Genomic DNA, 23853 nt, shown 5'->3' with positions numbered 1-23853 from the left:
CGACCGTGAGCGAGGAAGCCGTGGTGAAGCAGGAAGGGACCAGCGGCCAGGGGGTCGCCGCGGGCGGCGAGCAAGCCGGAGCCCGGCCGGGCGGGGCCGTCCTGGAGGGCACCGGTGACGCCGCTGCCGCCGAGGCGGCGGCGGGGCGGGACGGCGGCCCTGCCGCGGCCGGCCGGAAGAAGGCCGCCGTGGTCCGGGGTGCCGGCGAGACACCCGACCTGGAGTCCTACCGCGGTGTGGGCATCTTCATCGAGCAGCACGGCAGCCAGGCCGCGCCGGTAGCCTGGGAACTGGCCGGGATCGGGCGAAAGCTGGCGGATAAGCTGGGTGTGGAGCTCATCGGCTTCGTGGCCGGCCACCAGGTGGAGGCGGTGGCCCAGGAGGCGGTGGAACGGGGCTGCGACCGGGTTCTCGTCATGGACCACCCCGCCCTGGGGGTCTACCGTAACGAGGCCTACGCCCGGGTGCTCACGCCGGTGATCCGGGAGGTGAAGCCCGAGATCTTCCTGCTGGGCGCCACCACCACCGGCCGCGACCTGGCCGGTACCATCGCCACCACCCTGCAGACGGGGCTGACGGCGGACTGCACCCAGCTGGACGTGGACCCCGAGACGCGCCTGCTGGATGCCATCCGGCCGGCCTTCCTGGAGAAGCAGCTCGCGGTGATCCTCTGCAAGAAGCACCGGCCCCAGATGGCCACCGTGCGGCCCAAGATGATGGAGCCGGCACCGCGCCAGCCCGGCCGCCAGGGGGAGATCATCAGGGTGCCGGTCGACCTGGACGAGAGCACCCTGCGCACCCGCGTGCTGGGCGTCATCGACGAGCCCGACCCGCAGGCCCAGCTGGAGCGGGCTGATGTGGTGGTGGCCGGGGGCCGCGGCCTGCAGGACCCCAAGAACCTCAAGCTGCTCTTCGACTTCGCCCAGGTAGTGGGCGGCGTGGTGGGCGCCTCCCGGGCCATCGTGGATGCGGGCTGGATCGGTCGCGAGCACCAGGTGGGCCAGACGGGCCTGACCGTCCGGCCCAAGGTCTACTTTGCCTTCGGCATCTCGGGCGCCATCCAGCATACCGTCGGCATGGAGAACTCCGAACTCATCATCGCCGTGAACAAGGATCCGGACGCGCCGATCTTCAAGGTGGCCGACCTGGGCGTGGTGGGAGACCTCTTCGCCATCGTCCCTGCCCTCCAGGCCGAGCTGGCCCGCCGCCTGGATGCCCTTCTGGCGGAGGAACCCGAGGCCGGCGGCGCCGCCGGCGGCCAGGAAGACGGGGAAAGCCAGGGCGCGGCGGCGGCAGCCCGGGCCGGCGCCTGACGGAGGGATGGCTGTGGCAGAGCGCTTTGACGTCGTGATCGTGGGCGCCGGACCCGCCGGGCTGTCGGCGGGCCTGGTGCTGGCCCGGGGCGGCGCCCGGGTGCTGATCCTGGAACGGGGCGAGTACCCCGGCTCCAAGAACGTCATGGGCGGCGTGCTCTACCGGCACCAGCTGGACGAGCTCTTGCCCGGAGCCTGGCGGGAGGCGCCCGTCGAGCGCACCATCGTCGAGCAGAACTACTGGCTGCTCACGCCGGATTCGGCGGTCACCTTCGGCTACCGCACGCCCCGCTGGGCCGGCGACCCGCCCAACAATTTCACCGTGCTGAGGGCCAAGTTCGACCCCTGGTTTGCGAAGAAGGTGGAGGAAGCGGGTGCCACCATCATCACCCGCACCACCGTGGTCGACCTGATCCACGATGACCGCGGCCGGGTGGTGGGCGTGGTGGCCGGCCGCCCGGAGGGTGAAGTGTACGCCGACGTGGTGATCCTGGCGGAAGGCGTCAACAACCTGCTGACCCAGAAGGCCGGCCTCCACGACGACTGGGCGATGAACGAGGCCGCGCTGGCGGTCAAGGAAGTCATCGAGCTGCCCCGGGAGAAGATCGAGGACCGCTTCGGCCTGGAACCGGGGCAGGGCGCCACCGTGGAGATGCTGGGCGACGCCACGGCCGGCATGCTGGGCATGGGCTTCCTTTATACAAACAAGGAGTCGGTGTCCTTCGGCGTCGGCGTGTTGGTCAAGCACCTGGTCTACAGCCAGATGAACCCCAACCAGCTGCTGGAGCGGCTCAAGCAGCACCCCAAGGTGCGCAAGCTGATCGAAGGCGGCAAGGTGATCGAGTACTCGGCCAAGCTGATCCCCGAGGGCGGCTACAAGGCCATCCCCCGCCTGTTCAAGGACGGCCTGATGGTGGTCGGGGACGCGGCCGGCCTGACCAACGCCATCCACCGCGAGGGCTCCAACCTGGCCATGACCTCCGGCCGCATCGCCGGCGAGGTGGCCCTGGAGGCCCTGGCGGAGGGTGACAGTTCCACCCGGGTCCTCTGCCGGTACCAGCAGCGGCTGGAAGAGACCTACGTCCTCAAGGACCTGCGGAAGTACAACTACGCCAACGAGTTCTTCGACGAGAACCCGCAGTTCCTGCGGGATTACCCCGAGCTGCTGAGCCAGGTGATGCGGGAATTCTTCACCGTCGACAGCACGCCCAAGTGGGATAAGCAGGCCAAGATCCTGCGCATGGTGCGCCGCCAGCGCCCGCTGTGGCGCATCGCCTATGACCTCTATTCCATGTGGAGGGCGATCGGATGAGCGCGCGGGCTGCGGCCGCTGCGGCGGCCCCCATGGACACGGAAGCCCCCGAGACCGCCGGTGGGCAGGCGCCGGCCGGCGTACGGCCGATGACGATTCAGGATAAGCTGTACCTGGACCGGTTCAACGCCGACAAGCAGTCGCACCTGTTCATCATCGACCCGGACGTGTGCCTCAACAAGTGCCCGGAGCAGTACTGCACCAAGTTCTGCCCGGCCCACGTCTACGAGTGGGACGACGAGGCGCAGAAGATCCTGGTCGGTTACGAGGGGTGCGTGGAGTGCGGCACCTGCCGCATCGGCTGCCCCTTCCGCAACATCAAGTGGCTCAACCCGCGGGGCGGCTACGGGGTCCAGTATCGCCAGGGCTGAAGGCCAGGCCGGTCCGCGGGGACAGGCCGCGGGGATAGGCCGCGCCGGCGGGTTCCCCCAGGCCGGCAGCCGGGCTCGCCGCCCGGTTGATCGCGGCGGGGGCGCCAGCGGGGAGGGGACCGGCCGGTGGGGAAGAACGGGCCGCCCGCCCCGACCCAGCACGTCCCACAGGAGGTTCACCATGGCCATCGCGCGGGCAGAACTGGCCCGCCGGGCTCGGGAGCTGGCCCGGCGGGTGCAGGAGGAATGGCTGGAAAGGGAGGCGGGGAGCGGCGCCGGGGGCGAGAGGCGGCCCGGAGGGGATTCCGGCTGGGCCCTGGCTCTGGCCGGCTCCGGCGCCACGGGCTTCCGGGACACGGTCTCGCGCCTCGACCTGGTGGCCGCCGGCCCGGCGGAAGCAGTGCAACGGCTGCGCAGCCGCCTGGCGCCCCACGGGGAGCCCGGAGGACCCGGCTCCCTCCACCGGCTGCCCGCCTGGGCCGGCGGTGGCCACCTGGCCCTTCTGACCTGGGACGAGCTGGCCGCCGCGGCCCGCCGGCCCGATGAGGCCACGGTGATCCTGCTGGGCGCCGCCGAGCCCCTGCTGGACCCCGGTGGCCGGCTGGCAGCCCGCCTGGCCCCGTTGCGGCAGTTGCCACCGGACTGGTACCGGCAGCAGGCGGCCCGGCGTTACCGCGCCCTGCGGCGGCGCACCGCCTCCATGGCCTGGAACCTGCGCCGGGGCCAGGCCTTCGCCTTCCTGGCCGGGTTCGTCCAGTGGCTCGAGCATTTCCTGTTGCTGTGCCGCTACGCCGACGGCGAGCCCCCCGTCGACCGCAAGTGGCTGCTGCAGGCGGCCATGCGCACCTCCCTGGGGCGCCAGTGCCGGGCCGATCTCTACGCCCTCTTCTCGGGCCTCGGCGAGATCGCCACCCTGGGAGGAAGCTACGATCCGAAGGAGAACCGGCTTTACGGGACCATCGCCCGGCTCCACGGCCAGCTGGCCGCCGCCCTGCGCCAGCGGGGGCTGCTGGACGAGCGGGACGAACCGAGGGACGACACCAGGGAGGAGACCCCGTGAAGCTCTTCGCCTATGGGACCCTGCGGCGCCGCGGGCGGATCGAAGCCCTGGTCGGCCGCCGGCTGGACGAGCCGGTACCGGCGGTGCTGGAGGGGTACCGCCTCTACGATACCGGCCGCGGCTATCCGGTGATCCTGCCCGAACCGGGCCACCGGGTGCAAGGCGTGGTGTGGACCATCGACGAGGCCGACCTGGGCTACCTCGACCACTACGAGGGGGCCGACGAGGACCCACCTTACTACTACCGGCGCATGGTCCAGGTGCAGGTGGCGGGACGGCCGGTGGAGGCGGTGGTTTACGTCGGCAACCCGGAGGTCTTTGACCGCCTGGTTCCCCTGGAGGCGTACTGAAAGGGGCGCACTGAAAGAAGCTGGCAAGCCCGGCGGCAACGGCCGCCGGGGTTTTTGCGCTTATGGACCCCGCTGGGGTCCGGCTCCCCCGCTCAGGGGCCCAACCCCCCAGTCCCGGGCCCCGGCCTCCCTGCCGGCGGCCGCCGCCTCCGCCGGAGCCCATGTCCCCGGGCGGCCGCTTCCCGCCGTGCACCCGCGCACAAGGCCGGCCGGCATCCCGCATACACTGCCCCGGAGCCGGTCCGCCGGGCCGGACCGGCAGGGAGGTGGGGACATGGCGGGCAGCACGCTGCACGACCCGTCCCATCATGCGGAGGCGGAACCGTCGCGGGCCGGGCGCAGCCCCCTTCCTCCGGGCTGGCCGCGCTGGCTGGCGGCGGTGGAGGATGGGCTGGTGCGAGCTGCGGTGGCCGGACTGGTGGTGCTGGTGGTCGTCCAGTCCCTGATGGCAGGCCAGGGTCACCTGGCGCTGGACACCTACGGCCGGGTGCTGGAGGACTGGGGATACCTCCCGGCCGCTGCGGGCCTCGAGCCCGCAACCCGGGACGGCGGGCCCGGCCATGGGCAGGCGGTCCTCACCCTGACGGGGCACGGGCCGGGAACGGTCCTGGTCCTGCTCAACGGGGTGCCGGTGGCCCAGCTGGAGCCGGGCCAGACCCGCCCGGTGGTGGTCCGGCCCCGCGACCGGCTGGTCCTCCGCTCCGCAGGTCCTGCGGCAGCCCTGGTGGAGGTGGTCCACGTGGCAGGCCCCCTGCACCGGCCCCGGCCGCATACGCGCTGGCAGGCCCTCCCCCAGGGCACGCCCCTGCCGGTGGCCTGGCAGTGAGCAGGGCCCGGCGGGGTCACGGCCGGCGGGACCGGACCGCCGGCCCGCGCCTTTCCGTGGTATAATTGCGGGCGATTGGAATGGCGCTACCCGCCGCGGAACCCGGAGGCGGCGGCCTTGGCAATCCCAAGGCAGCAATCCAGAAACAAGGAATCCGGCGGGCGGTGTCGAAGAAGCGGAGGGAACCGGCGTCGTTGAAACGCGTGATCGCCATTGACGGCCCGGCGGGAGCCGGCAAGAGCACCGTCGCCCGGCGGGTTGCCACGGCCCTGGGTTACTTGTACGTCGATACCGGTGCCATGTACCGAGCCATGACGCTCAAGGTGCTCCGGCATGGCATCGATCCAGCAGACCGCCAGCGGGTGGCCCAGCTGGCCCGCGAAACGGACATTGCGCTGGCAACGGGGCCCGAGGGGGCCCCGCAGGTTGTTCTCGACGGGGTCGATGTCACGGCCTACCTGCGGGAGCCGGGGGTCGACCAGGCGGTGTCCGTGGTGGCCGCCATCCCCGAGGTGCGGCAGCGGCTGCTGGAGGTCCAGCGGGAGCTGGCCCGCCGGGGCCGGGTCGTCCTGGAAGGCCGGGACACAGGGACCCATGTGGCACCGGAGGCCGACCTCAAGATCTTCCTCACGGCATCGCCGGACGAACGGGCCCGGCGCCGGTATCGGGAGCTGGTGGCGGCAGGCCACGCGGTGACCCTGGAGCAGGTCGAAGAGGCGCTGCAGCAGCGGGACCGGCAGGACATGACCCGTCCGGCCGCGCCGCTGCAGCGGGCTTCGGACGCCATCGAGATCGACACCACGGGGCGCACCATCGACGCCGTGGTCGAAGAGATCCTGCGGTACTGCCGGGAGGGCGAGTAGGTGCTGTACCGGTTTGCCAAAGGGCTGTTCTGGCTGGTCTTCGCCCTGGGGTACCGCTGGGATGTGCGCGGGCTGGAGAACGTACCGGCCCGGGGACCGCTGCTGGTGATCGCCAACCATTTCAGCTGGCTCGACCCGCCGCTGGTGGGTACGGTGTTGCCGCGAAAGGTGCATTTTATGGCCAAGCAAGAACTGTTCCACAGCCCGGTGGCGGCCTGGGTCCTGCGGCGCCTGGGGGCGTTCCCGGTACGCCGGGGCCAGCCCGACCGCTGGGCCCTGCGCCACGCCCTGACCCTGCTCGACCAGGGCAAGGTGGTCGGCCTCTTCCCGGAAGGGACCCGCAGCCGGGGCCCGCTGCGGCCCTTTGAACCGGGTGCCGCCCTGCTGGCGGTGAAGTCCGGTGCGCCGGTGCTGCCGGTGGCCATCACCGGCCCCTACCGGCTGGGCCGCCGGGTCCGGGTCCGCATCGGGCGCCCCTTCCGGGTGGATCGGGCCGGAGGGGAGGGGACCATCGAGGCGGTGGCAGAAAGGATGCGCGAGGCCATTGCGGCGCTGCTGGATGAACCCGCTCCGGCGGGGTCGCCACGACGCCGCATCCCTGTAGGTTAAGCCGTTCGAAGGGGGTCGTGTCGAGGATGGACCAGATCCGCGATCCACAGGCGGCGGACCGGGAAGGGACTCCCGGCGCCGCGCCGGAACAGGAGGTGACGCCCGCCAGCCCGGAGCCGCACCTGAGCCCGGCGGCGGTAGAGGCCGCCGCGGGGGCGACGGAAGCCCTGGCGCAGCTGAAGCAGGAGGCCGAGGAATCCGCCGAGGCCGCCGCTGAGCGGGAGGCCGGCGTGGCCGAGACCGAAGGCGCCGACCGGCCGGCGGGCCAGCCCGAGGGCGAGCCCGGCGACGCCCGGTCGCCGGGGGAGGCGCCCGCCGCTGCAGCCGGCGAGCCGGGCGGTGCCGTCCCCGAAACCCCGGGTCCCCAGGGCGACGGCGCTGGTGGAACGCCAGCCGCCGCGGCAGGGGAAGGGCCGGCCGCAGCCGGCGACGGAGACCGGGAGGCGGCGACCTCACCCGCCGGGGGTCCGGCTGCGGAAACGGCTGGAGCGGCCCGCGGAACCATGGATGAGCAGCTGGCGCCAACCCGCCTGAGCCGCGGGCAGGTGGTGACGGGCACGGTAGTGCAGGTGGCCGACGATCACGTCCTGGTGGACGTGGGTCACAAGTCCGACGGCACGATCCCCCGGAACGAGCTGCGGCTGCTGGGCGGCAAGCAACCCGAAGAGGTCTACCAGGTGGGCCAGGAGATCCCCGTGGTCGTCCTGGGCTTCACCGACAAGGGTGAAGGGGGCCTGCTGCTCTCCCACCGGCGGGCGGTGGAGCGGGAGGCCTGGGACGCCCTGCGGCGGGCTTACGAGGCCGGCGAGCCCATCGAGGTGCCGGTGGTCGAACAGGTGAAGGGCGGCCTGGTCTGCGACGCCGGGGTCCGCGCCTTCATGCCCGCCTCCCACGTGGAGCGAGGCTACGTGGCCGACCTCAGCCATTACGTGGGCACCACGGTGCGGGCCAAGATCATCGAATTCGACCGCAACAAGCGGCGGGTGATCCTCTCCCGCAAGGAGCTGCTGGAGGAGGAAGCCCGGCGCCGGGCGGAGGAAACCCTGGCCAGCCTGGAGGAAGGCCAGGTGCGCACCGGCGTGGTCAAGGGCCTCACCGACTTCGGCGCCTTCATCGACCTGGGCGGGGTGGATGGGCTGCTCCACGTCTCGGAGATGCACTGGGGCCGCATCGACCATCCCCGGGACCTGCTGAAGGAAGGCGACACCATCCAGGTCAAGGTGCTCAAGGTCGACCGGGAGCGGGGCCGCATCTCCCTCAGCCTGAAGGAACTCATGCCCGACCCCTGGAGCGACGTGGAGCGGCGCTACCCCGTGGGGGCGACGGTCAAGGGCACTGTGGTCCGCCTGGTCCCCTTCGGCGCCTTCGTGCGGCTGGAGCCCGGGGTGGAAGGCCTGGTCCACATCTCCCAGCTGGCCGACCACCGGGTGGAGTCGCCCGACGAGGTGGTCCACGAGGGTCAGGAAGTGGAGGTGCGGGTGCTGCGGGTCCAGCCGGAGGAGCGGCGCATCAGCCTGAGCATGCGCTCGCCGGCCGAGCCGCGGCGGCCCCGGACCGAGCGGCCGCGGCGGTCACCCGAACGTCCCCAGTCCCAGGCGCAGGAATCGACCCCGGCTGGTGACGCGGGCGGGATCACCATCGGCGAGATGTTCGGCGATCTGCTGGAGGAGACCCGCGACCGGCTGGCAGGCGAAGGGGAATGAGGAGCCCAGTACGGGGCCGGTGCGGCTGCCGCCCGGCCCTTTGAGGCGGTCGCAAAAACCGTACGTGTCGACCGGGAGGGGGCGTGTCCCCGTGGGCGCGCCCCCTCCCGGCTTTTTCGCGGTCCGGGCAGGCCCGGGACCAGGCCAGGGACCCCGCGGTGCAGCGTGGGGAATGCTTAGGGCGAGGTGGTGGCCTTGACCGGAACGGGGATGCTGGCGCTGGCCGCGGTGTTGCTGGCCCTCGAGGTCGTTCCCGGCACCCACCGCCTGGGCGTGTCGCCGGTGCGGTTGGCCGCCTGGGGGCTGGCCTGGATCGCGGCCGCCTGGGCCGCCACGTGGCCGGTGGCGGCGGGACCCGGCTGGCTGGGGATCAGCCCTGGCGGTGCTGCCTTGCCCCTGGCGGCCGCGGCCTGGTGGCTGGCCCGCCTGCCCGCCCGGGAACGTCGCCGGGGCGTGGCCGGCCTGGCGCTGGTGGCCGGTCTTGGGTACGCGCTGCTGCGGGTTCTTCCCACCAGCCTGCCGGGATGGGTCTCCCCGGCCTGGGCCGCAGGCGTCATCACCGGCGTGGTAGCCTCCCTGATCCCCGTGCCGGCCCCGGGCAGCCTGATCCTGGCCACGGCCGGCATGGTGCTGGGCCAGGGCGGTCTGGCCGCCGTCCTGGCCGTTTCCCTGGCCGGCGGTGGCCTGCCCGCCGCCGCGGCCGTTCCCGTGCACTTCACCGTCGCGGGCGGCGAAGCCTATGACGCCCTGGCCGCGGCGGCCGTCACCGCCGGAGCCATGACCATCCTGGGCGGTGACCTCCCGCCGCCAGGAGAGGCGGGAGACCAGGGGGCCGGTCGCCCGTGACCGGAGGCCCGGGTGGTGCCGGCAGCCGCCTCCCGGCCGCGGCGGAGGAAGGGGCATGGAAGGGGCCGGGGAGCGGGCAGCCTGCCGGCGGCCCGCCGCTGGTGGTCTACTACTGTTACGGGGGCACCCACACATCGGTGGTGTCGGCGGCCCTGCACCTGGACCTGCTTGATCCGCGCCGTCCCCCCGAGACGGCCGAGCTCCTGCGGCTCGACTTCTTCGACCGCAACGAGCGGGAGGAACACGGGCGCCTGCTGCCCATGGGCCACGGCAGCGGTACCGACGGTGTGTTCGTGCTGGGCGCCGAGGGGGCCGGCGATGCCCTGGCCCGCTGGTGTCTTGGCCTTCTGGCCCTGGCCGGCGATCCCCACCGCTGGCTGTTTGTCAACGTGCTGCCGGAGGTCAACCTGGCCATGAAGATCGCCGGGTTCGTCTCCCGGCGGCTGGGCTGGCGCCGGCTGGCGCGGCCCCTGCTGATCCAGGGCGTGCGGGCGGCCTTTCCCCACCTGGTCCAGCGGGTGGAGGGGGCGCGGCGGGCGGCGGCCCAGGGCCAGGCCGGTATCCTGTACCCGGAGCATCGCCCCGCCGGGGCACCCGGCCGGCGGCACGACGGGGTTGCCGGGCCGGCGTGCCGCTCCCCCGGACCGCCGGCCGGACCCGGCCGCGCGGTGGACCCGGCACCGGCCGGCCCGGGCGACCGGGCGGTGTTCTACGTGGCGGGAGGAACGGCCCACCGGGCCCTCCTGGCAGCCTACCTGCACCTGGGCCGGCTCGACCCGCGGCGGGCGCCGCGCCCCGGGGAGGTGGCCGGCCTGCCCCTGCTGGCCATACCCGAAGCGGCGGAAGCAGGGCGCATCTTCCGGGTAGGAACCGATTCTCGCGGGCGCCAGGTTCTGGCGGCGGGGGCCGGCGGGCCGGACTACCTGGCCGTACGTGCTGCCGGCTCGCTCCGCGCCCTGGGTTACCTGGGAGGCCGCGGGGCGCCGCAGCTTCCTGGCGTGCTGGACCAGGGGCCCCTGCCGGCCTGGCGGTTCGTCCCCGTGGGAGACAGCCTGGCTTGGTGGGAGAAGCCGTGGCTGGCCAGACCCGCCGAGGCCGGGTTCGACGGCGGCACCCCGCCCGTTCGCGGCAGCAAACCCCGGCCGGAGCCGCCAGGGAATGCCGGTGGCGGCTGGCGGTGGCGCTGGCAGGTGCGGGCATGGACCCGCCGCTGGCACCGGCTGGCCGAACTGGTGGAATCGGTACGCCAGGCGCCCTGACCGGGCGGCAGGGCCCCAGGACCCCCGGCCGCCGGCCCGGGGGCGCGGCTCGCAGCCGGCGCGGCCCGTACCCTGCCCCAGGGCGCCCCCGGCATCGCCATGCTTCGCGTTGACGCTGTCGCGCGGCCCCTGGCATGATGATACGGGCAGGGCGGGGAGGGGAGGACAGGCGTGAAACCCGTGGTGGCCATCGTCGGGCGGCCCAACGTGGGCAAGTCGACCCTGTTCAACCGCATCATCGAGCGTCGCCTGGCCATCGAGGACGACGTGCCCGGCGTCACCCGCGACCGCCTCTACGCCGACACGGACTGGGCGGGCCGGGAGTTCACCCTGGTGGACACCGGCGGCCTGGCCGAAGGGGACGACCCGCTGACCGTGCAGGTTCGGCGGCAGGTGGAAGCGGCCGTGCGGGAGGCCGACCTGCTGATCATGGTGGTGGACGGCCAGGCCGGCGTCACCCCCGCCGACGAAGAGGTCGCCCGCCTTCTCCGCCAGTCCCGCAAGCCCACCATCCTGGCCGTGAACAAGGTGGACGACGCCCGCTGGGACGGCGTCCAGTATGACTTCTTCCGCCTCGGCCTGGGCGAGCCGATCCCGGTGGCTGCGGGCCCGGGGCGCAACGTGGGCGACCTGCTGGATGCCGTGGTGCGCGGGCTGCCCGCTCCTCCGGCGGACGAACCCGGCGACGCCGGGGGCCGCGGCCCCTGGGGCGAGACGGGAGAGATCGCCGTAGCCATCGTGGGGCGGCCCAACGTGGGTAAGTCGTCGCTGGTCAACCGGCTGCTGGGCGAGGAGCGGGTGGTGGTCAGCGACATCCCCGGGACCACCCGGGACGCGGTGGACGTGCTCTGGCGCCGCGGCGAGCGGGTGTTCCGGTTCATCGACACCGCCGGCCTGAGGCGCAAGAGCCGGGTCAAGGACGACGTGGAGTTCTACAGCACCCTCCGGACCCAGCGCGCCCTGGCGCGTGCCGACGTGGCCTGCCTGGTGCTGGACGCCCGGGACCCGGCCACCGAACAGGACAAGCGCATCGCCGGCATGATCCTGGAAGAAGGCAAGGCCTGCGTGCTGGCGGTGAACAAGTGGGACCTGGTGGTCAAGGGGCCCGATACCGCCGACCAGTACCGGGAAGCCCTGTACCGGGAGTACGACTTCCTGCAGTTTGCTCCCGTCGTGTTCCTCTCGGCGCTGACGGGGCAGCGGGTGGACCGCCTGGTCGAGGTGCTGGCCGGCGCCGCGGAGAACCACCGGCGCCGCGTGCCCGAACCTGTGTTGCGCAAGGTGCTGGATGACGCCCTGCTGGTCCACGAGCCTCCCTCCCGCAAGGGCCGGCGCCTGCGCATCCACCGGGTGCGCCAGGTGGCGGATCGGCCGCCGACCTTCCTGTTCCTGGTCAACGACCCCGAGATCGTCCACTTTTCCTTCGAACGGTTCCTCGAGAACGTCCTGCGCCAGGCCTTCGACTTCACGGGAACGCCGGTGCGGCTGATCTTCCGGGCGCCTGCGAGGGGCAAGGGAGCAGCCGCCGACGACTGACCCCGGGCGGCCGGCGAGAGGGGCAGGAGCCGGCGTCAGGGGTGGAAGAGGGGAGAGCGCTCCATCCATGGGTTTTTTGGTGGGTATGGGATGGTGGGGGATGGCCGTCCTGGGCTATTTGCTGGGCTCCCTGCCCTTCGGCCTCTGGCTCGTGCGGGCCACGCGGGGGGTTGACATCCGCCGCTACGGCAGCGGCAACATCGGCACCACCAACGTGCTGCGGGTGGCCGGACCGCGGGTGGCCGCCCTGGTCCTGCTGGCCGATGCCGCCAAGGGCTGGTTGCCCGTGGTCCTGGCCCGGGCGGCGGGCCTCGGCGAACCGGCGGCGGTGCTGGCCGGCGTGGCCGCCATGGCCGGGCACAGCTGGTCCATCTGGCTGGGCGGCAAGGGCGGCAAGGGGGTCGCCACGGGGCTGGGCGTGCTGCTGGGACTGGACCCGCGGGTGGCCCTGGCCGCCTTCGGCGTCTGGATCGGGGTGGTGGCGCTGAGCCGGTACTCGTCCCTGGGCTCCATGAGCGCCGCCGCCAGCGTGCCCCTCTGGATGACCCTCTGGCATGCCCCCGCGGCCCACCTGGTCTTCGGGGTCGCCGCCGCCCTGGTGGTGCTGGTGCGGCACCGGGCCAACATCCGCCGCCTGCTCCGGGGCGAAGAGCTGCCCATCACGCTGAAGATCGACCCGCGGAGGGAATAGCATGCGGGTGGTGGTGGCCGGCGCCGGGGCCATCGGCTGCCTCCTGGGTGGCCTCCTGGCGGCCGGGGGGCACGAGGTGATCCTGGTGGGCCGGCCCGACCGCCTGGAGCCGGTGGCCCGCCACGGGCTGGTGCTGGACCCGCTACCCGGCGCCCCCGGCAACCCACCGGGACCGGGGGCGGCAGCGGGCCGGGACGGTACGGGGATGGCCGGCGCGGCCCCCGGGGCGGGCCCCTGGGCGGTGGCCGTGGTCCCGTCGGTGTGGGAGGCCGCCCGCGGCCCCGCTCCGGACGCCGTGCTGGTCACGGTGAAGATGCCTGCCCTGACCCAGGTCCTGGCCCAGGTGGCCGCTGCCTGGCCGCCCGCGGCCTCCTCCCGCCCTCCTCTGGTGGTCACCTTCCAGAACGGCATCGGCGCGGAAGAACAGGCCGCACGCCTTCTGGGCGCCGGCCGCGTCATCGCGGGCACCGTCACCCTGAGCGCCGCCCTGGAAGGCCACCGTGTCCACATCTACAATGCCCGCCGGGGCGGCATCGGCCTGGCTCCCGTGCCCGCCCCCGCGGCCCGGCGGCCGGCGGGCCCGGCCGCTGGGGGGCCGGACCGGGAGGCGATCCTGGCCTGCCGCGCCCTGGCCGCGCGGTGGCAGGCCACCCTGCCCGTGCCCGTGATCACGGCCCGCGACGCCGCAACCCTGAAGTGGTCCAAGCTGCTGCTCAACTTGGTGGGCAACGCCGTCGGTGCGCTGCTGCAGTGGGACGTGGACCGGGTCTTCCGCCACCCGCTGGCGGCGGCCGTCGAGCTGCGGAGCCTGCGGGAGGCGGTGGCCGTGGCCCGCCGGGCCGCCCCCCGGCTGGTCGACCTGCCGGGTTACCCGGTGCGCTTGTTTGCCCGTTGCGTCCAGTGGCTGCCCCCAACCCTGTTCCGCACGGTGGTCGGGCCCCGGGCCGCCGGCGGGCGGGGCGGCAAGCTGCCCTCCGTGGCCCTGGATGTGGCCGCCGGCCGGCATCCCACGGAAACCCAGGCGCTGCACGGGGCGGTGGCCCGGACGGCGGCCTCCTGGGGAGGCGAGGCGCCCCTCTGCGCAGCCCTGGCCCGGCTGGTGGACCGGGCGGCTGCCGACCCGGCCGAGCGGGCCCGTTTCCGCGACCGCCCCGATCACCTGCTGGCCGCCCTGCGCCAGGAAGGGGCCTGGCCTGCCTGAGGGCGGCCGAAGGAGCCGGCCGGGCCGACCGCCTGCCGGGCACCCGGCCCGGCCGGCCCCCGGAACCGCCGGGCCGGACCAAGGAACGCCGAGGACGGCGGCGGCCACCGTCCCGGACCGTAACCCGTATCCGGCGGCAGGGGCTTCCCGGGGGCCCCGGACCGGACGCCCATGCGGCCCGGACGGGCCGGCCGGTTCGTCCCACCCCGCGACATATCCCCTCCCACCCCTCATATACATGGTACTGGCCTCGGACAGGGGCTGGCCGCTGTCTGACCGACCAGCCGGAGCCGCGGGCACGGCGGCAGCATCGGGAGGGAAGGCGCGTGGAGCGTTACGACATCTTTCAGGACATTGCCGAGCGCACCGGCGGCGACCTCTACATTGGCGTGGTCGGTCCGGTGCGGGCGGGGAAGTCCACCTTCGTGAAGAAGTTTGTGGAGCTGCTGGTCCTGCCCAACATCGCCAACGAGCACGACCGGCAGCGCACCCAGGATGCCATTCCCCAGAGCGGGGCCGGCCGCACCATCATGACGGCGGAGCCCAAGTTCATCCCCGACGAGGCGGTGGAGATCCAGGTCAAAGAGGGCCTGACGGTGCGGGTGCGGCTGGTGGATTCCGTCGGCTTCCCCGTCCCCGGGGCCATCGGCTACACCGAGGCCGACGGTCCGCGCATGGTGACCACCCCCTGGTTCGAGCAGGACATCCCCTTCGAAGAGGCCGCCGTGGTCGGCACGCGCAAGATCATCAACGAGCACTCCACCCTGGGCATCGTGGTGACCACCGACGGCAGCTTCGGCGAGATCCCGCGGGAGAATTTCGTCGAGGCGGAGCAACAGGTCATCCGCGAGCTGAAGGAGCTGGGGAAGCCCTTTGTGGTGCTGCTCAACACGGCGGACCCCCTGTCGCCGGAGACGGCCCAGCTGGCCGAGACCCTGGCCTTCGACTACGACGTGCAGGTCATCCCCATCGCCCTCAACCGGGTGGGGGAGCGGGACCTGCTGGTGGTGCTGGAGCAGCTGCTGCTGGAGTTCCCCGTGCGGGAGCTGGTGGTGCGGCTGCCGGCCTGGGTGGAGGAGCTGGATCCGGACTTCTGGCTGCGCCGTCACTACGCCGAGGCCATCCAGGCCACGGTCCAGAATGTGGAGCGCCTGCGGGACGTGGAGCGGGCCATTGACCAGCTGGGCGAGTACCAGCACATCGAGAAGGTGGAGCTGCAGGAGCTGGATCTGGGCACCGGGGTGGCCACGGTGGACGTGACGGTGCCGGAGGATCTCTTCTGGCAGGTTCTGGGCGAGATCAGCGGCATGGAGATCCGCGGCAAGGAGACCCTGGTCCGCCTGACCCGCGAGCTCAGCCAGGCCAAGGCCGTCTACGACCGCATCGGCCGCAGCCTGGAAGAGGCCGACGAACGCGGCTACGCCGTGGTGATGCCCTCCCTGGACGACCTGGTCTTCGAGGAGCCGGAGCTGGTGCGCAAGGGCGGCCAGTTCGGCGTCCGGCTGCGGGCCAGCGCGCCCACCCTGCACCTGTTCCGCACCGTGGTCAGCACCGAGGTGGCGCCCATGATCGGCTCCGAGAAGCAGTCCCAGCAGCTGGTCAACTACCTGATGGAGAAGTTCGAGGACGACCCGCGCAAGATCTGGGAATCCGACATCTTCGGCAAGTCCCTGGACGAACTGCTCAAGGAAGGCATCGAGGACAAGATCCGCTCTATGCCCGAAAACGCCCAGGGCAAGATCCGCGAAGCCCTCGAGCGCATCGCCAACGAGGGCAGCGGTAACCTGATCTGCATCATCATCTGATGCCGCCAGAGGGGGTGGGGCAGGTGGACCCCCATTCCACCGGCATTGCGGTCGCCGTGCCCCTCATCGCCGGGCTGGTGGAACTGCTCAAGCGCCAGGGCATGCCCACCCGGTGGGCGCCGCCCGTGGCGCTGCTTTTGGGCACGGCGCTGTCCCTGGGCTACGCCGTGGCCGGCCAGACCCTATGGTTCGAGGCGCTGATCCAGGGGCTGGCCCTGGGGCTGGGCAGCATGGGCCTCTACAGCGGCGTCAAGTACTACCGCCGGCCCCGCGAATGAGGGCCGGCGGTCTCCTTTTCGGTCTCCTTTTCCCTCCGGACCCCGGTACCAGCTCCCCGCCCCGAGCCCCAACCCCGGCCCGGGCCGGGTCGGGAGGAACCCGGCGGCGTGCGGCCTGCCGGGTCCTCACCCCCGCGGCGACGCCTGGCCGCCATGGACCACCAGCGGGTGCTCGGTGATGGTGCCCTCGAGGATGCGGAAGGCCCGCAGCACCGGCGGCTCCGAGGCCAGAGAAGCGATCAGGTAGTATGCCTCGGGGTAATAGGCGTAGCGCACGTCGGTGGCCGAGGGGTAAGCGGGCGAGCGGGGGTGGCTGTGGAAGATGGCCCACAGCTCCTCGCCGCGCTCCTCCATGGTGGTGAAGATCCGCAGCTGGTCCTCCGGATCCACCGTGTAGCGGACGGGGGAGCGGTCGGCGTTCCGCGCCGGGTAGAAGGCCACGGGCTGCCCCTGGCGCCCGCCCACGATGCCGCAAGCTTCCAGCGGCGCCTCAGCCCGAGCATGGTCCAGCATGGCCGCCACCAGCGCAGGGGGAAGGACCAGCGGGGGAGGGTCCCCCGCCCCCGGCTCCAGCCCGCCGCGCCCGGGCCGCCCGGGTTTCGCGCTCACCGCCCCGATCCCGCCTCCACGGGCAGCCGGTAATTGCGCCAGGCGATCATGCCGCCCTTGAGGTTGTATACCGCCGGGAACCCCGCTTCGTGGAGGAACTCGGCCGCCAGGCGGCTGCGCTCCCCCACCTCGCAGACCATGAGCAGCGGTCGCTCCGGATCGATCTCTTCCAGCCGTGCCCCCAGCTGGGACAGGGGCAGGAGCTGGGCGCCCGGAATGTGATCGCGCTCGTACTCCCACGGGTCCCGCACGTCGATGATCTGCACCCGGCCCGCGTCCACCAGGCGCCGCGCCTCCACCGGCGAGAGCTCCGCCGGTCCCTGGCTGGTGTCGGGAAGGACGGCCACCCCGTCCGCGGCGGATTCCACCTGCGCCGCGCCCGCCGGGGGCGCGCCCGCTGCCGCCGGCTGCGCCCGGGCCTCCGCCTGGGCGGCAGCGGGGACCGGTTCGTCCTCCGGCCGGCTCGCACCCGTTGCGGCCCGCCGGCTACCGGAGCCGTTCGCCGCCGCCGGCGCGGCCGGGGCGGCCAGGCGCCCGTTGGCCCGCTGGGCCGTGCTGCCCGGCAGGGGCACGCCGCAGAAGGCCTCGTAGTCGATCAGCTGGGTGATGGTGGGGTGATCCCCGCACACCGGGCAGTTGGGGTTGCGCTGCCAGTGCAGGATCTGGTAGCTGGCGCTGAGGGCGTCGTAGATGAGAAGCCTCTCTGCCAGGGTCTCGCCGATGCCCAGCAGGATCTTGATGGCCTCCAGCGCCTGGAGCGTCCCCATGTGACCGGCCAGGGCGCCCAGCACCCCCGCCTCCGCGCAGCTGGGCACCATACCGGGCGGCGGCGGGGCGGGGAAGAGGCAGCGGTAGCAGCCCCGCCCGGGCATGAAGACCGTGGCCTGCGCCTCGAAGCGCAGGATGCTGGCATCCACCAGGGGCTTGCCCAGCAGCACGCAGGCGTCGTTCACCAGGTAGCGGGTGGCGAAGTTGTCGCTGCCGTTGATCACCACATCGTAATCCTTCAGGATCTCCAGCGCATTCTGGGAGTTGAGGAAGGTGCCGTGCTCGACCACGCGCACGTCGGGGTTGATGTCCTCCAGGTGGCGCCGGGCCGCCTGGGTCTTGGGCCGCCCCTGGTCATGGTCGAAGTAGAGGATCTGCCGGTGGAGGTTGGAGACCTCCACCCGGTCGCCATCGATGATGCCGATGGTGCCCACGCCGGCTGCGGCCAGGTAGATGGCCGCCGGCGAGCCCAGGGCCCCGGCCCCCACGATGGCCACCTTGCTGTCCAGCAGCTTGCGCTGGCCCTCTACGCCCACCTCGGGCAGGCGGACGTGGCGGGAGTAGCGCTCCATCTGCTGCTCGCTGAGGAGGGGCCCCGCGGCCGGCTCGCCGGCGCCGCCCGCCATGGCCGGGATCAGGGCCACCTCGTCGCCGTCCTGCAACGGGGTGTCGGCACCCTGCAGGGTCCGGATCTCCCGCTTGTTGACGTAGACGTTGAGATGGTGGGCAATGGCCTCGCCTTCGAAGAGCCGCGGGCGCAGGTCGGGATACCGCTGGGCCAGCTGCTCGAGGAGCTCCCGGACGGTGGTCGCCTCGACCTGCAAGCGCGCCTCCCCGGTAATGGACCGGTACGGCGTGGGAATGTACACCTCGACCACGCGCAACACCTCGCCCTCCTGGGGGTCGACGGCGGCGGCGCCGCCCGAAGCCACCCAAAATGCAATCTCACTGACTACTATACATGGAATTCGCGGCGATGAGGAACGTATAGCAAAACCCCGCGGGATGAACCCGCGGGGTTTTGCGGTCGGGCTGCCCGGATTTGAACCGGGGACCTCTACCACCCCAAGGTAGCGCGCTAACCAAGCTGCGCCACAGCCCGCCACGAACTCGAGGCCATTCTAGCACGGGCTTCCCGATCCCGCAACACGGTCCCTGCCACCCCGCCACCCGCCGACGGCCGGCGCCGGCAGGTGCCGGGCTGCCCGGGTCGCCGCCGCGCCGGGGCGGCTGTCCGGTGCCGGCCCGGCCCCGGCCGCCACGGCGCGCTGGGTGGAACCTCGCGGGAGCCGGCCGGTGGAGCTGACGGGCCCGTCCCCTGGCAGGCCAGGCCCCGTGCAAGTGGCGGCGCCCGGGCGCTGCATAGAGCCGCCCGGCCGGGGGCATCTTCTGGCAGGGAGGTCCAGCGCATGCACCAGCCCCCTTTCCCGGATGAACCGTCCCCGCCCTCGGGCGGCACCATCTGGTGGCTGGCCGGCCCCGCGGCCGGCGGGGTCGGGACCTACGTGGAGGCGGTGGGCCGCCAGCTGGTCGCGGCCGGTGCTAGCTGCCGCCTGATCACCGTGCCGGCCGGCGGGTCCACCGCCTGGGGCGCCCTGCGCGCCCTGGGTGCCCAGCTGCGCCACCAGGCCGGCTCGCCCCGCCTGATTCATGCCCACGGCCTGAAGGCGGCCCTGGCCGCCTCCCTGGCTTGCCCCCGGGTTCCGCTGGTCATGACCCTCCATACCTTTCCCACCGGCTGGTGGCAGCGGCAGGTGGCCCGCTGGGTGGCGCGCCGCTGCCGGGCCGTGGTGGCCGTCTCCCGGGCGCTGGCCACCTGGGCCGCCGTGGCGGGGATCGTTCCGGCCGCGGCCCCCGGCCAGCCGGCCCAGGTTCACGTCCTGGTCCCGCCCCTGCCGCGCGGTGGGGCGGCGCTCCTGCCGCGCCAGCGGGCCCGCCGGGAGCTGGCCTTGCCCGACGTGGGCCCGGTGGTGGGCACCATCGCGCGCCTCAGCCGGGAAAAGGGCGTCGACGTGCTGCTGCGCGCCGTGGCCCTGGTCCACCGCCACGGGTTGCCCGTGACCTGCGTGGTCATCGGTGCGGGGCCTGATGAACCGGCCCTGCGCCGGCTGGCCGGGCGCCTGGGCATCGGCGCCTGGGTGCGCTGGGCCGGCTACCGCCAGGAGGCGGCCCGCTGGCTGCGGGCCGTGGACGTCTACGTCCAGCCGTCCCGCCAGGAGGCGTACGGCCTGGCGGTGGCGGAAGCCATGGCGGCGGCGTGCCCGGTGGTCGCCAGCCGGACCGGCGGCCTGGAGGATCTCGTCCGCGACGGCATCGACGGCCGCCTGGTACCCGCCGGCGATCCCGTGGTCCTGGCCCGGGCCCTGTTCGGCCTCCTGCGCGACGAGTCGGCGCGGCAGCGCCTGGCGCGGGCGGCGGCCGCCAGGGCGAGCCGCTGGCCTGACGCAGCGCAGGTTGCCCGGCAGCACCTGCAGCTGTACGGGCAGCTGGCAACCCCGCCGGCCGCGGCCCGCCGCACCGGCCGGCTCCATCCGGCGGAGGAGAGGCGGTAACCGTGGCTCCTTCCGCCCGCACAGGTTCAGGTGCCGGTTCCTGGCAAGGAGCCGCGCCGGGTTCCCCCTCCGGCCCCGGCCCGTCCCCCGCGGGTGCCCCCGGCCGCGCGACCGCCGGGCCCCGGTCGTGGACGGGGGCCGGCGACCCGCGCACCCCGCCGGCCGCCCGGCGGGTGGCGGCCGTTCTCCTGGTGGCGGGGCTGCTGGCTGTGGGAACGGGGCTGACCGCCCGCCAGCTGGACGGCACCCTGGGGGGAGCCGGGAGGCTGGTCCTGGATGAAGGCCGTCCGTGGGTCGCGCCCGCCGCGCCGCCCGGCCAGGGTACGCAGCACCGCATGGTGACCCTGGTGACGGCCCCCGGCCTCGACCTGGCCCTGCTCCACCGCCTGGCGGCCACCGACCCCACGTGGCAGAGCCTGCTCCAGGGGGCCGCCGCAGGCCTCATGACAGCCCACACCGGAGGTTATTACGGGCGCGAGGCGGCGTACCTGACGCTGGGGGCCGGAGCGCGGGCCGTCAGCGGCCCCACGGCCGGCTGGGTGCTCCCTGGCGACCAGGTGCTGGCGCCGGGGACGGCCGCCAGCCTGTTCGACCGCTGGTGGCCCGGCCCCTCCGGCACGCCGCCTGTGGCACCGGCGTCATGGCCCGGGGGCGCGCCGCTCGGGGCGGAACCCGCCCTGGCCGGCAGCCCGGCCCCTGCCGCCGGGGCGAAGGGGGTTCGTGGCTCGCCGGAAAGGAACGCCGGAGCGCAGGCGGCCGGTGGGCCGGAGACCGGGATGGAGGCCGCAGGCGACGGGGCCGCGGGCGGGGCGGCGGCGAGCACGGGCCTTCCCGGGCTGCCGCCTGTGGTGCACTGGGGCTGGCACGCTTTGCAGCGCGCCAACCAGGATCTGAATCATCCCGTGCCCCTGGGGTCCCTGGCCGCCGCCCTGCACGCAGCGGGCCTGAAGGTGGCCGCCCTGGGCAACGCCGACCTGCCCTCGGGTCCCTGGGCCTCGGCCCGCCCCGGCGCCGCGCTGCTGGCCGCCGACGGCCGCGGCTGGGTCGACCTCGGCCTGGTCGACGGCCGCGCCCTCGAACCCGATCCTTCCTTCCCTGGCGGCTGGCGGACCCGGTGGGACACGGTTCTGGACGCCTGGGCGCTGGCGCGCCGGCAGGCCGCCCTGGTGGTGGTGGAGGAAGGGGACCTGGCCCGGCTTGAGGATCTGGCGCCGCTCCTGCCCGCCGGCACCCTGGAAACGGCCCGGTGGGAGGCGGCCCGCCGGCTGGGACAGGTCCTGGCGGTCATGCGAGCGGGCCTGGGCCCCGAAGACCGGCTGATCCTGCTGAACCCGGCCCCCAGCAGCGAGGCCCGGGCCACGGGCAAGACCCTGATGCCCGTCGTCACCTGGGGAGCGGGCTCCGGCCTGCTGGCCAGCCCGTCCACGCGCCGGGCCGGCGTGGTGGCCAACACCGACCTGGCGCCCATGATCGCGGCCCACCTGGGGGCGCCGCCCCACCCCGCCTGGGTGGGGCGGCCCTGGCTGGTGGTGCCCGGCGAAGGGCCGCCGGGGGCCGAGGTGCTGGCCGGCCTCCACCGGCTCGATGCCGGCCTGGTGGCCAACTACCAGCGGCGAGCTGCCTTCATCCGCCTCTTCGTGGGAGCGGGCCTGGTGTTGACGGCCGGTCCGCTGTTCGGCCTGTGGCGCCGCAGCCGCCGGCTGGGCCGCTGGGGGCAGCCCCTGCTGGCCCTGGCCGCCTTCCCCCTGGCCAACCTCCTGTTGCCGGCCTGGCCTGCCGGACCGGGGTGGAACTGGTGGTCCGGGACGCCGTCGGTGTTGCTGGCGGCGCTCCTGGCCGTCGCCCTGGCGGCCCTGGCCCGGCGCCTGGCGGGGTCGACCCTGGGGGCCTTCGGCGCCGTAGGGTTCTGGACGGCGGTGGTGACGGTGGCCGACGCCCTGGCCGGGGCCTGGCTGGCCCAGCTGACGCCCTTCGGCTATTCGCCCATCGGGGGCGCGCGCTTCTACGGCATCGGCAACGAGTACATGGGGGTGCTGATCGGCTCGGCGGCGGTGGCCGCTGCCGCCTGGGCGGAGATGCGCCGGCGGGCGGCCGCGGCGGCACCCCGTCACCGCCGACGGTCCGGGTGGCAACCGGCCCGGCCGCCCATGCCCGGCCAACCGCCCGCCGGCAGGGCAGGCCGCCCGCCGGCAGGCGCCGCGGCGGCGTGGCAGGCGGCCCCGAAGAAATTCGCCACCTGGTGGCGGCTGCCCGCGGCGCTGGGGGTTCCGCTGACCCTGGGGGCCGTCGCCGCCGTCCTCGCCAGCCCTCGGCTGGGCAGCAACTTCGGCGGCGCCCTGTCGGCCGCCGTGGCGGCCTGCGGGCCCGCCCTGGCGTCGGCCCTGGCCGCCCGCCGGCAGCGCCTGCGCCGGCGGGCGGCTGCCGGGTTCCTCCTCCTGGGGGCGCCGGTGGCAGCCGGGCTGCTGATGGCCCTGTGGGACCGCCAGCTGGGTGCCGGAGCGACCCACGTCTTGGCCACCTGGGAGCAGGTGGAGAGCGTGGGACCCGGCGCCCTGGCGGACGTGGTGGTGCGCAAGATCGGCATGAACCTGCGGCTGATGCGCTACACCAACTGGAGCTACCTATTTGTCATGCTGGTCTTCGCCTATGCCTTCGTCATCTACCGGCGCGCGGCGGTGGTGCGCCGGCTGGAGCGGAGCGCACCGGAAGCCGTGCGGGGGCTGGCGGCCGTGGCGGCAGGCAGCCTGGCGGCCCTGCTCCTGAACGACAGCGGCATCGTGGCGGCCGCCACCACCCTGGTCTACGGGGCCACCCTGCTGCTGGCCCTCGCCGCCGGGCTGGAGAGCCCCGGGGCGGCGCCCTTGCCCGGCGGCCCGCCCGAACCCGGCCCGGCCCCGCGGCCGGCCGTTCCCGCAGGATCCCGGGGGCCGGTGGCGTCCGGCCGGGGCCAGGCGCCGGGCAGCCGCAGCGTCGCCCCCGACCCCGGGCGGTAATCCCGGCCCACCGTCCACCCGCACCCCAGGACGGCAGTCCCACCAGCAATCTCTCAACGGCGCCAGCCCGTCGCCGCCCGCCGACAAGGACAACGACCGGCAACCGCCACCCCCGCCGTTGACGCCCCGGATCCGGCTCCACCGGTGAAGATCGGTGCCGCCATGTTGTTGACACGGCGGGGCAGGTTGCTACAATGAATCCTGGTTCTCATGGACCTGGCCGGGGAATCCGCTTTTTCAGGCGGGTTCCCGAAACTGACGCCGTCAGGCGGCGGAAAGGTTGTGAAATTCGGTCACGAAAAGGGGGCGAGGCGCATGCGGGCGCTCGGGCGGCACATCTTGGCCGAGGCATACGATTGCGACCCGGCGGTGCTGGATGACGTGAATCTGGTGGAGTCGATCATGGTAGAGGCGGCACTCGCCGCCGGGGCCGAGATTCGTCAGGTCGCCTTCCACAAGTTCGCCCCCCAGGGCGTCAGTGGGGTCGTGGTGATCTCGGAGTCCCACCTGACGATCCACACGTGGCCGGAGTTGGGTTACGCCGCCATCGACGTCTTCACCTGCGGGGACCACGTCGATCCGTGGGACGCGTGCCACTACATCTTCGAGCACCTGCGGGCGGGGCGCGTCGCGGCATCGGAAACCCAGCGGGGCATTCTGGACGAACAGGACAGCCCGAGGCTGCAGCCGGTGGCCCTGCGCCGGGACGCGGCGGGTTGACTGGTGACCGCCACACCCCGGGCGGGGCGGCAGAAGTGCGGGTTCCCCGCACTTCTTTTTTTGCCCTCCAGGGCATCCTGAAACTGGTACCCCTTCAGCCGGGCTTGCCAGGGCCGGGCGGCGGCTGTGCCGCCGGCCGGTGCCGGTCCGCATCCAAGGGCCGGCCGGGCCGCGCCTGGGGCGGGCCC

General features: G+C 73.7%; 21 protein-coding genes and 1 tRNA gene. 19 read left to right on the top strand and 3 right to left on the bottom strand.

The annotated features are described in order from the left end of the window. Window positions 1–5: 5 nt before the first annotated feature. From DYI95_RS05575 to DYI95_RS05500, 16 genes are all read left to right on the top strand, one after another. On the top strand, window positions 6–1313 hold the full coding sequence (locus DYI95_RS05575; RefSeq protein WP_116901413.1) for an electron transfer flavoprotein subunit alpha/FixB family protein: 1308 nt from the start codon (window positions 6–8) through the stop codon (window positions 1311–1313). Window positions 1314–1326: 13 nt separating this feature from the next. Further along, window positions 1327–2625, top strand: a complete 1299-nt coding sequence (locus tag DYI95_RS05570; RefSeq protein ID WP_116901414.1) for an FAD-dependent oxidoreductase — start codon at window positions 1327–1329, stop codon at window positions 2623–2625. Between the two features lie 89 nt (window positions 2626–2714). After that, window positions 2715–2996, top strand: a complete 282-nt coding sequence (locus DYI95_RS05565) for a ferredoxin family protein (protein WP_203530756.1) — start codon at window positions 2715–2717, stop codon at window positions 2994–2996. A 181-nt stretch (window positions 2997–3177) separates the two neighbouring features. Beyond that, the gene (locus DYI95_RS05560; protein ID WP_116901416.1) at window positions 3178–4056 is read left to right on the top strand and encodes a hypothetical protein; all 879 of its coding nucleotides are present in this window, start codon (window positions 3178–3180) and stop codon (window positions 4054–4056) included. After that, window positions 4053–4406: a gamma-glutamylcyclotransferase family protein gene (locus DYI95_RS05555; protein ID WP_116901417.1), complete on the top strand. Its 354-nt coding sequence runs from the start codon at window positions 4053–4055 to the stop codon at window positions 4404–4406. Before DYI95_RS05560 ends, DYI95_RS05555 begins: the two co-directional genes overlap by 4 nt. Before the next feature lie 274 nt (window positions 4407–4680). Further along, window positions 4681–5232 (top strand): hypothetical protein, encoded by a 552-nt coding sequence (locus DYI95_RS05550; RefSeq protein WP_116901418.1) that lies wholly within the window; start codon window positions 4681–4683, stop codon window positions 5230–5232. A gap of 194 nt (window positions 5233–5426) precedes the next feature. Beyond that, window positions 5427–6095 carry a (d)CMP kinase gene (gene cmk, locus DYI95_RS05545; RefSeq protein WP_116901419.1) on the top strand — a complete coding sequence of 223 codons (669 nt, stop codon included), beginning with the start codon at window positions 5427–5429 and terminating at the stop codon, window positions 6093–6095. Beyond that, entirely contained in the window at window positions 6096–6704 is a 609-nt protein-coding gene (locus tag DYI95_RS05540) for a 1-acyl-sn-glycerol-3-phosphate acyltransferase (RefSeq protein WP_116901420.1), read from the top strand. A gap of 26 nt (window positions 6705–6730) precedes the next feature. Continuing rightward, window positions 6731–8407 carry a 30S ribosomal protein S1 gene (rpsA, locus tag DYI95_RS05535; RefSeq protein WP_116901421.1) on the top strand — a complete coding sequence of 559 codons (1677 nt, stop codon included), beginning with the start codon at window positions 6731–6733 and terminating at the stop codon, window positions 8405–8407. A gap of 195 nt (window positions 8408–8602) precedes the next feature. After that, complete coding sequence (locus tag DYI95_RS05530) at window positions 8603–9253, top strand: hypothetical protein (protein ID WP_147308135.1); 651 nt, start codon at window positions 8603–8605, stop codon at window positions 9251–9253. Further along, window positions 9250–10512 (top strand): DUF3189 family protein, encoded by a 1263-nt coding sequence (locus DYI95_RS05525; protein ID WP_116901423.1) that lies wholly within the window; start codon window positions 9250–9252, stop codon window positions 10510–10512. The genes DYI95_RS05530 and DYI95_RS05525 overlap by 4 nt, the downstream gene beginning before the upstream one ends. 171 nt (window positions 10513–10683) lie before the next feature. Beyond that, entirely contained in the window at window positions 10684–12048 is a 1365-nt protein-coding gene (gene der, locus DYI95_RS05520) for a ribosome biogenesis GTPase Der (protein ID WP_116901424.1), read from the top strand. Between the two features lie 67 nt (window positions 12049–12115). After that, entirely contained in the window at window positions 12116–12739 is a 624-nt protein-coding gene (plsY, locus tag DYI95_RS05515) for a glycerol-3-phosphate 1-O-acyltransferase PlsY (RefSeq protein ID WP_116901425.1), read from the top strand. Window position 12740: 1 nt separating this feature from the next. Further along, window positions 12741–13940 (top strand): ketopantoate reductase family protein, encoded by a 1200-nt coding sequence (locus tag DYI95_RS05510; protein WP_116901426.1) that lies wholly within the window; start codon window positions 12741–12743, stop codon window positions 13938–13940. A gap of 326 nt (window positions 13941–14266) precedes the next feature. Next, window positions 14267–15745, top strand: a complete 1479-nt coding sequence (gene spoIVA / locus DYI95_RS05505) for a stage IV sporulation protein A (RefSeq protein WP_116901427.1) — start codon at window positions 14267–14269, stop codon at window positions 15743–15745. Between the two features lie 23 nt (window positions 15746–15768). Next, window positions 15769–16023, top strand: a complete 255-nt coding sequence (locus DYI95_RS05500) for a hypothetical protein (RefSeq protein WP_242823405.1) — start codon at window positions 15769–15771, stop codon at window positions 16021–16023. 126 nt (window positions 16024–16149) lie between these two features. Here DYI95_RS05500 and DYI95_RS05495 read toward each other — a convergent pair whose 3' ends face one another. The 3 genes from DYI95_RS05495 to DYI95_RS05485 form a co-directional block, all read right to left on the bottom strand. Next, window positions 16150–16632, bottom strand: a complete 483-nt coding sequence (locus tag DYI95_RS05495; RefSeq protein WP_116901428.1) for a Mov34/MPN/PAD-1 family protein — start codon at window positions 16630–16632, stop codon at window positions 16150–16152. Then, entirely contained in the window at window positions 16629–18287 is a 1659-nt protein-coding gene (gene moeB, locus DYI95_RS13240; RefSeq protein ID WP_371731901.1) for a molybdopterin-synthase adenylyltransferase MoeB, read from the bottom strand. The genes DYI95_RS05495 and moeB overlap by 4 nt, the downstream gene beginning before the upstream one ends. Before the next feature lie 140 nt (window positions 18288–18427). After that, a tRNA-Pro gene (locus DYI95_RS05485) sits at window positions 18428–18502 on the bottom strand. A 307-nt stretch (window positions 18503–18809) separates the two neighbouring features. Between DYI95_RS05485 and DYI95_RS05480 the strand changes: the two genes are divergently transcribed. From DYI95_RS05480 to speD, 3 genes are all read left to right on the top strand, one after another. After that, complete coding sequence (locus DYI95_RS05480) at window positions 18810–19952, top strand: glycosyltransferase (RefSeq protein ID WP_116901430.1); 1143 nt, start codon at window positions 18810–18812, stop codon at window positions 19950–19952. Between the two features lie 173 nt (window positions 19953–20125). Further along, window positions 20126–22945, top strand: coding sequence for a hypothetical protein (locus DYI95_RS05475; protein ID WP_243149886.1), 2820 nt, complete (start codon window positions 20126–20128; stop codon window positions 22943–22945). 315 nt (window positions 22946–23260) lie between these two features. After that, window positions 23261–23665, top strand: a complete 405-nt coding sequence (speD, locus tag DYI95_RS05470; protein WP_006904850.1) for an adenosylmethionine decarboxylase — start codon at window positions 23261–23263, stop codon at window positions 23663–23665. Window positions 23666–23853 lie beyond the last annotated feature (188 nt).

This window comes from Thermaerobacter sp. PB12/4term, assembly GCF_003403315.2.
Classification (GTDB): Bacteria; Bacillota; Sulfobacillia; order Thermaerobacterales; family Thermaerobacteraceae; genus Thermaerobacter.
The sequence above is the reverse complement of the archived record's forward strand: the minus strand, read 5'-3'. Positions and strand labels throughout refer to the sequence as shown.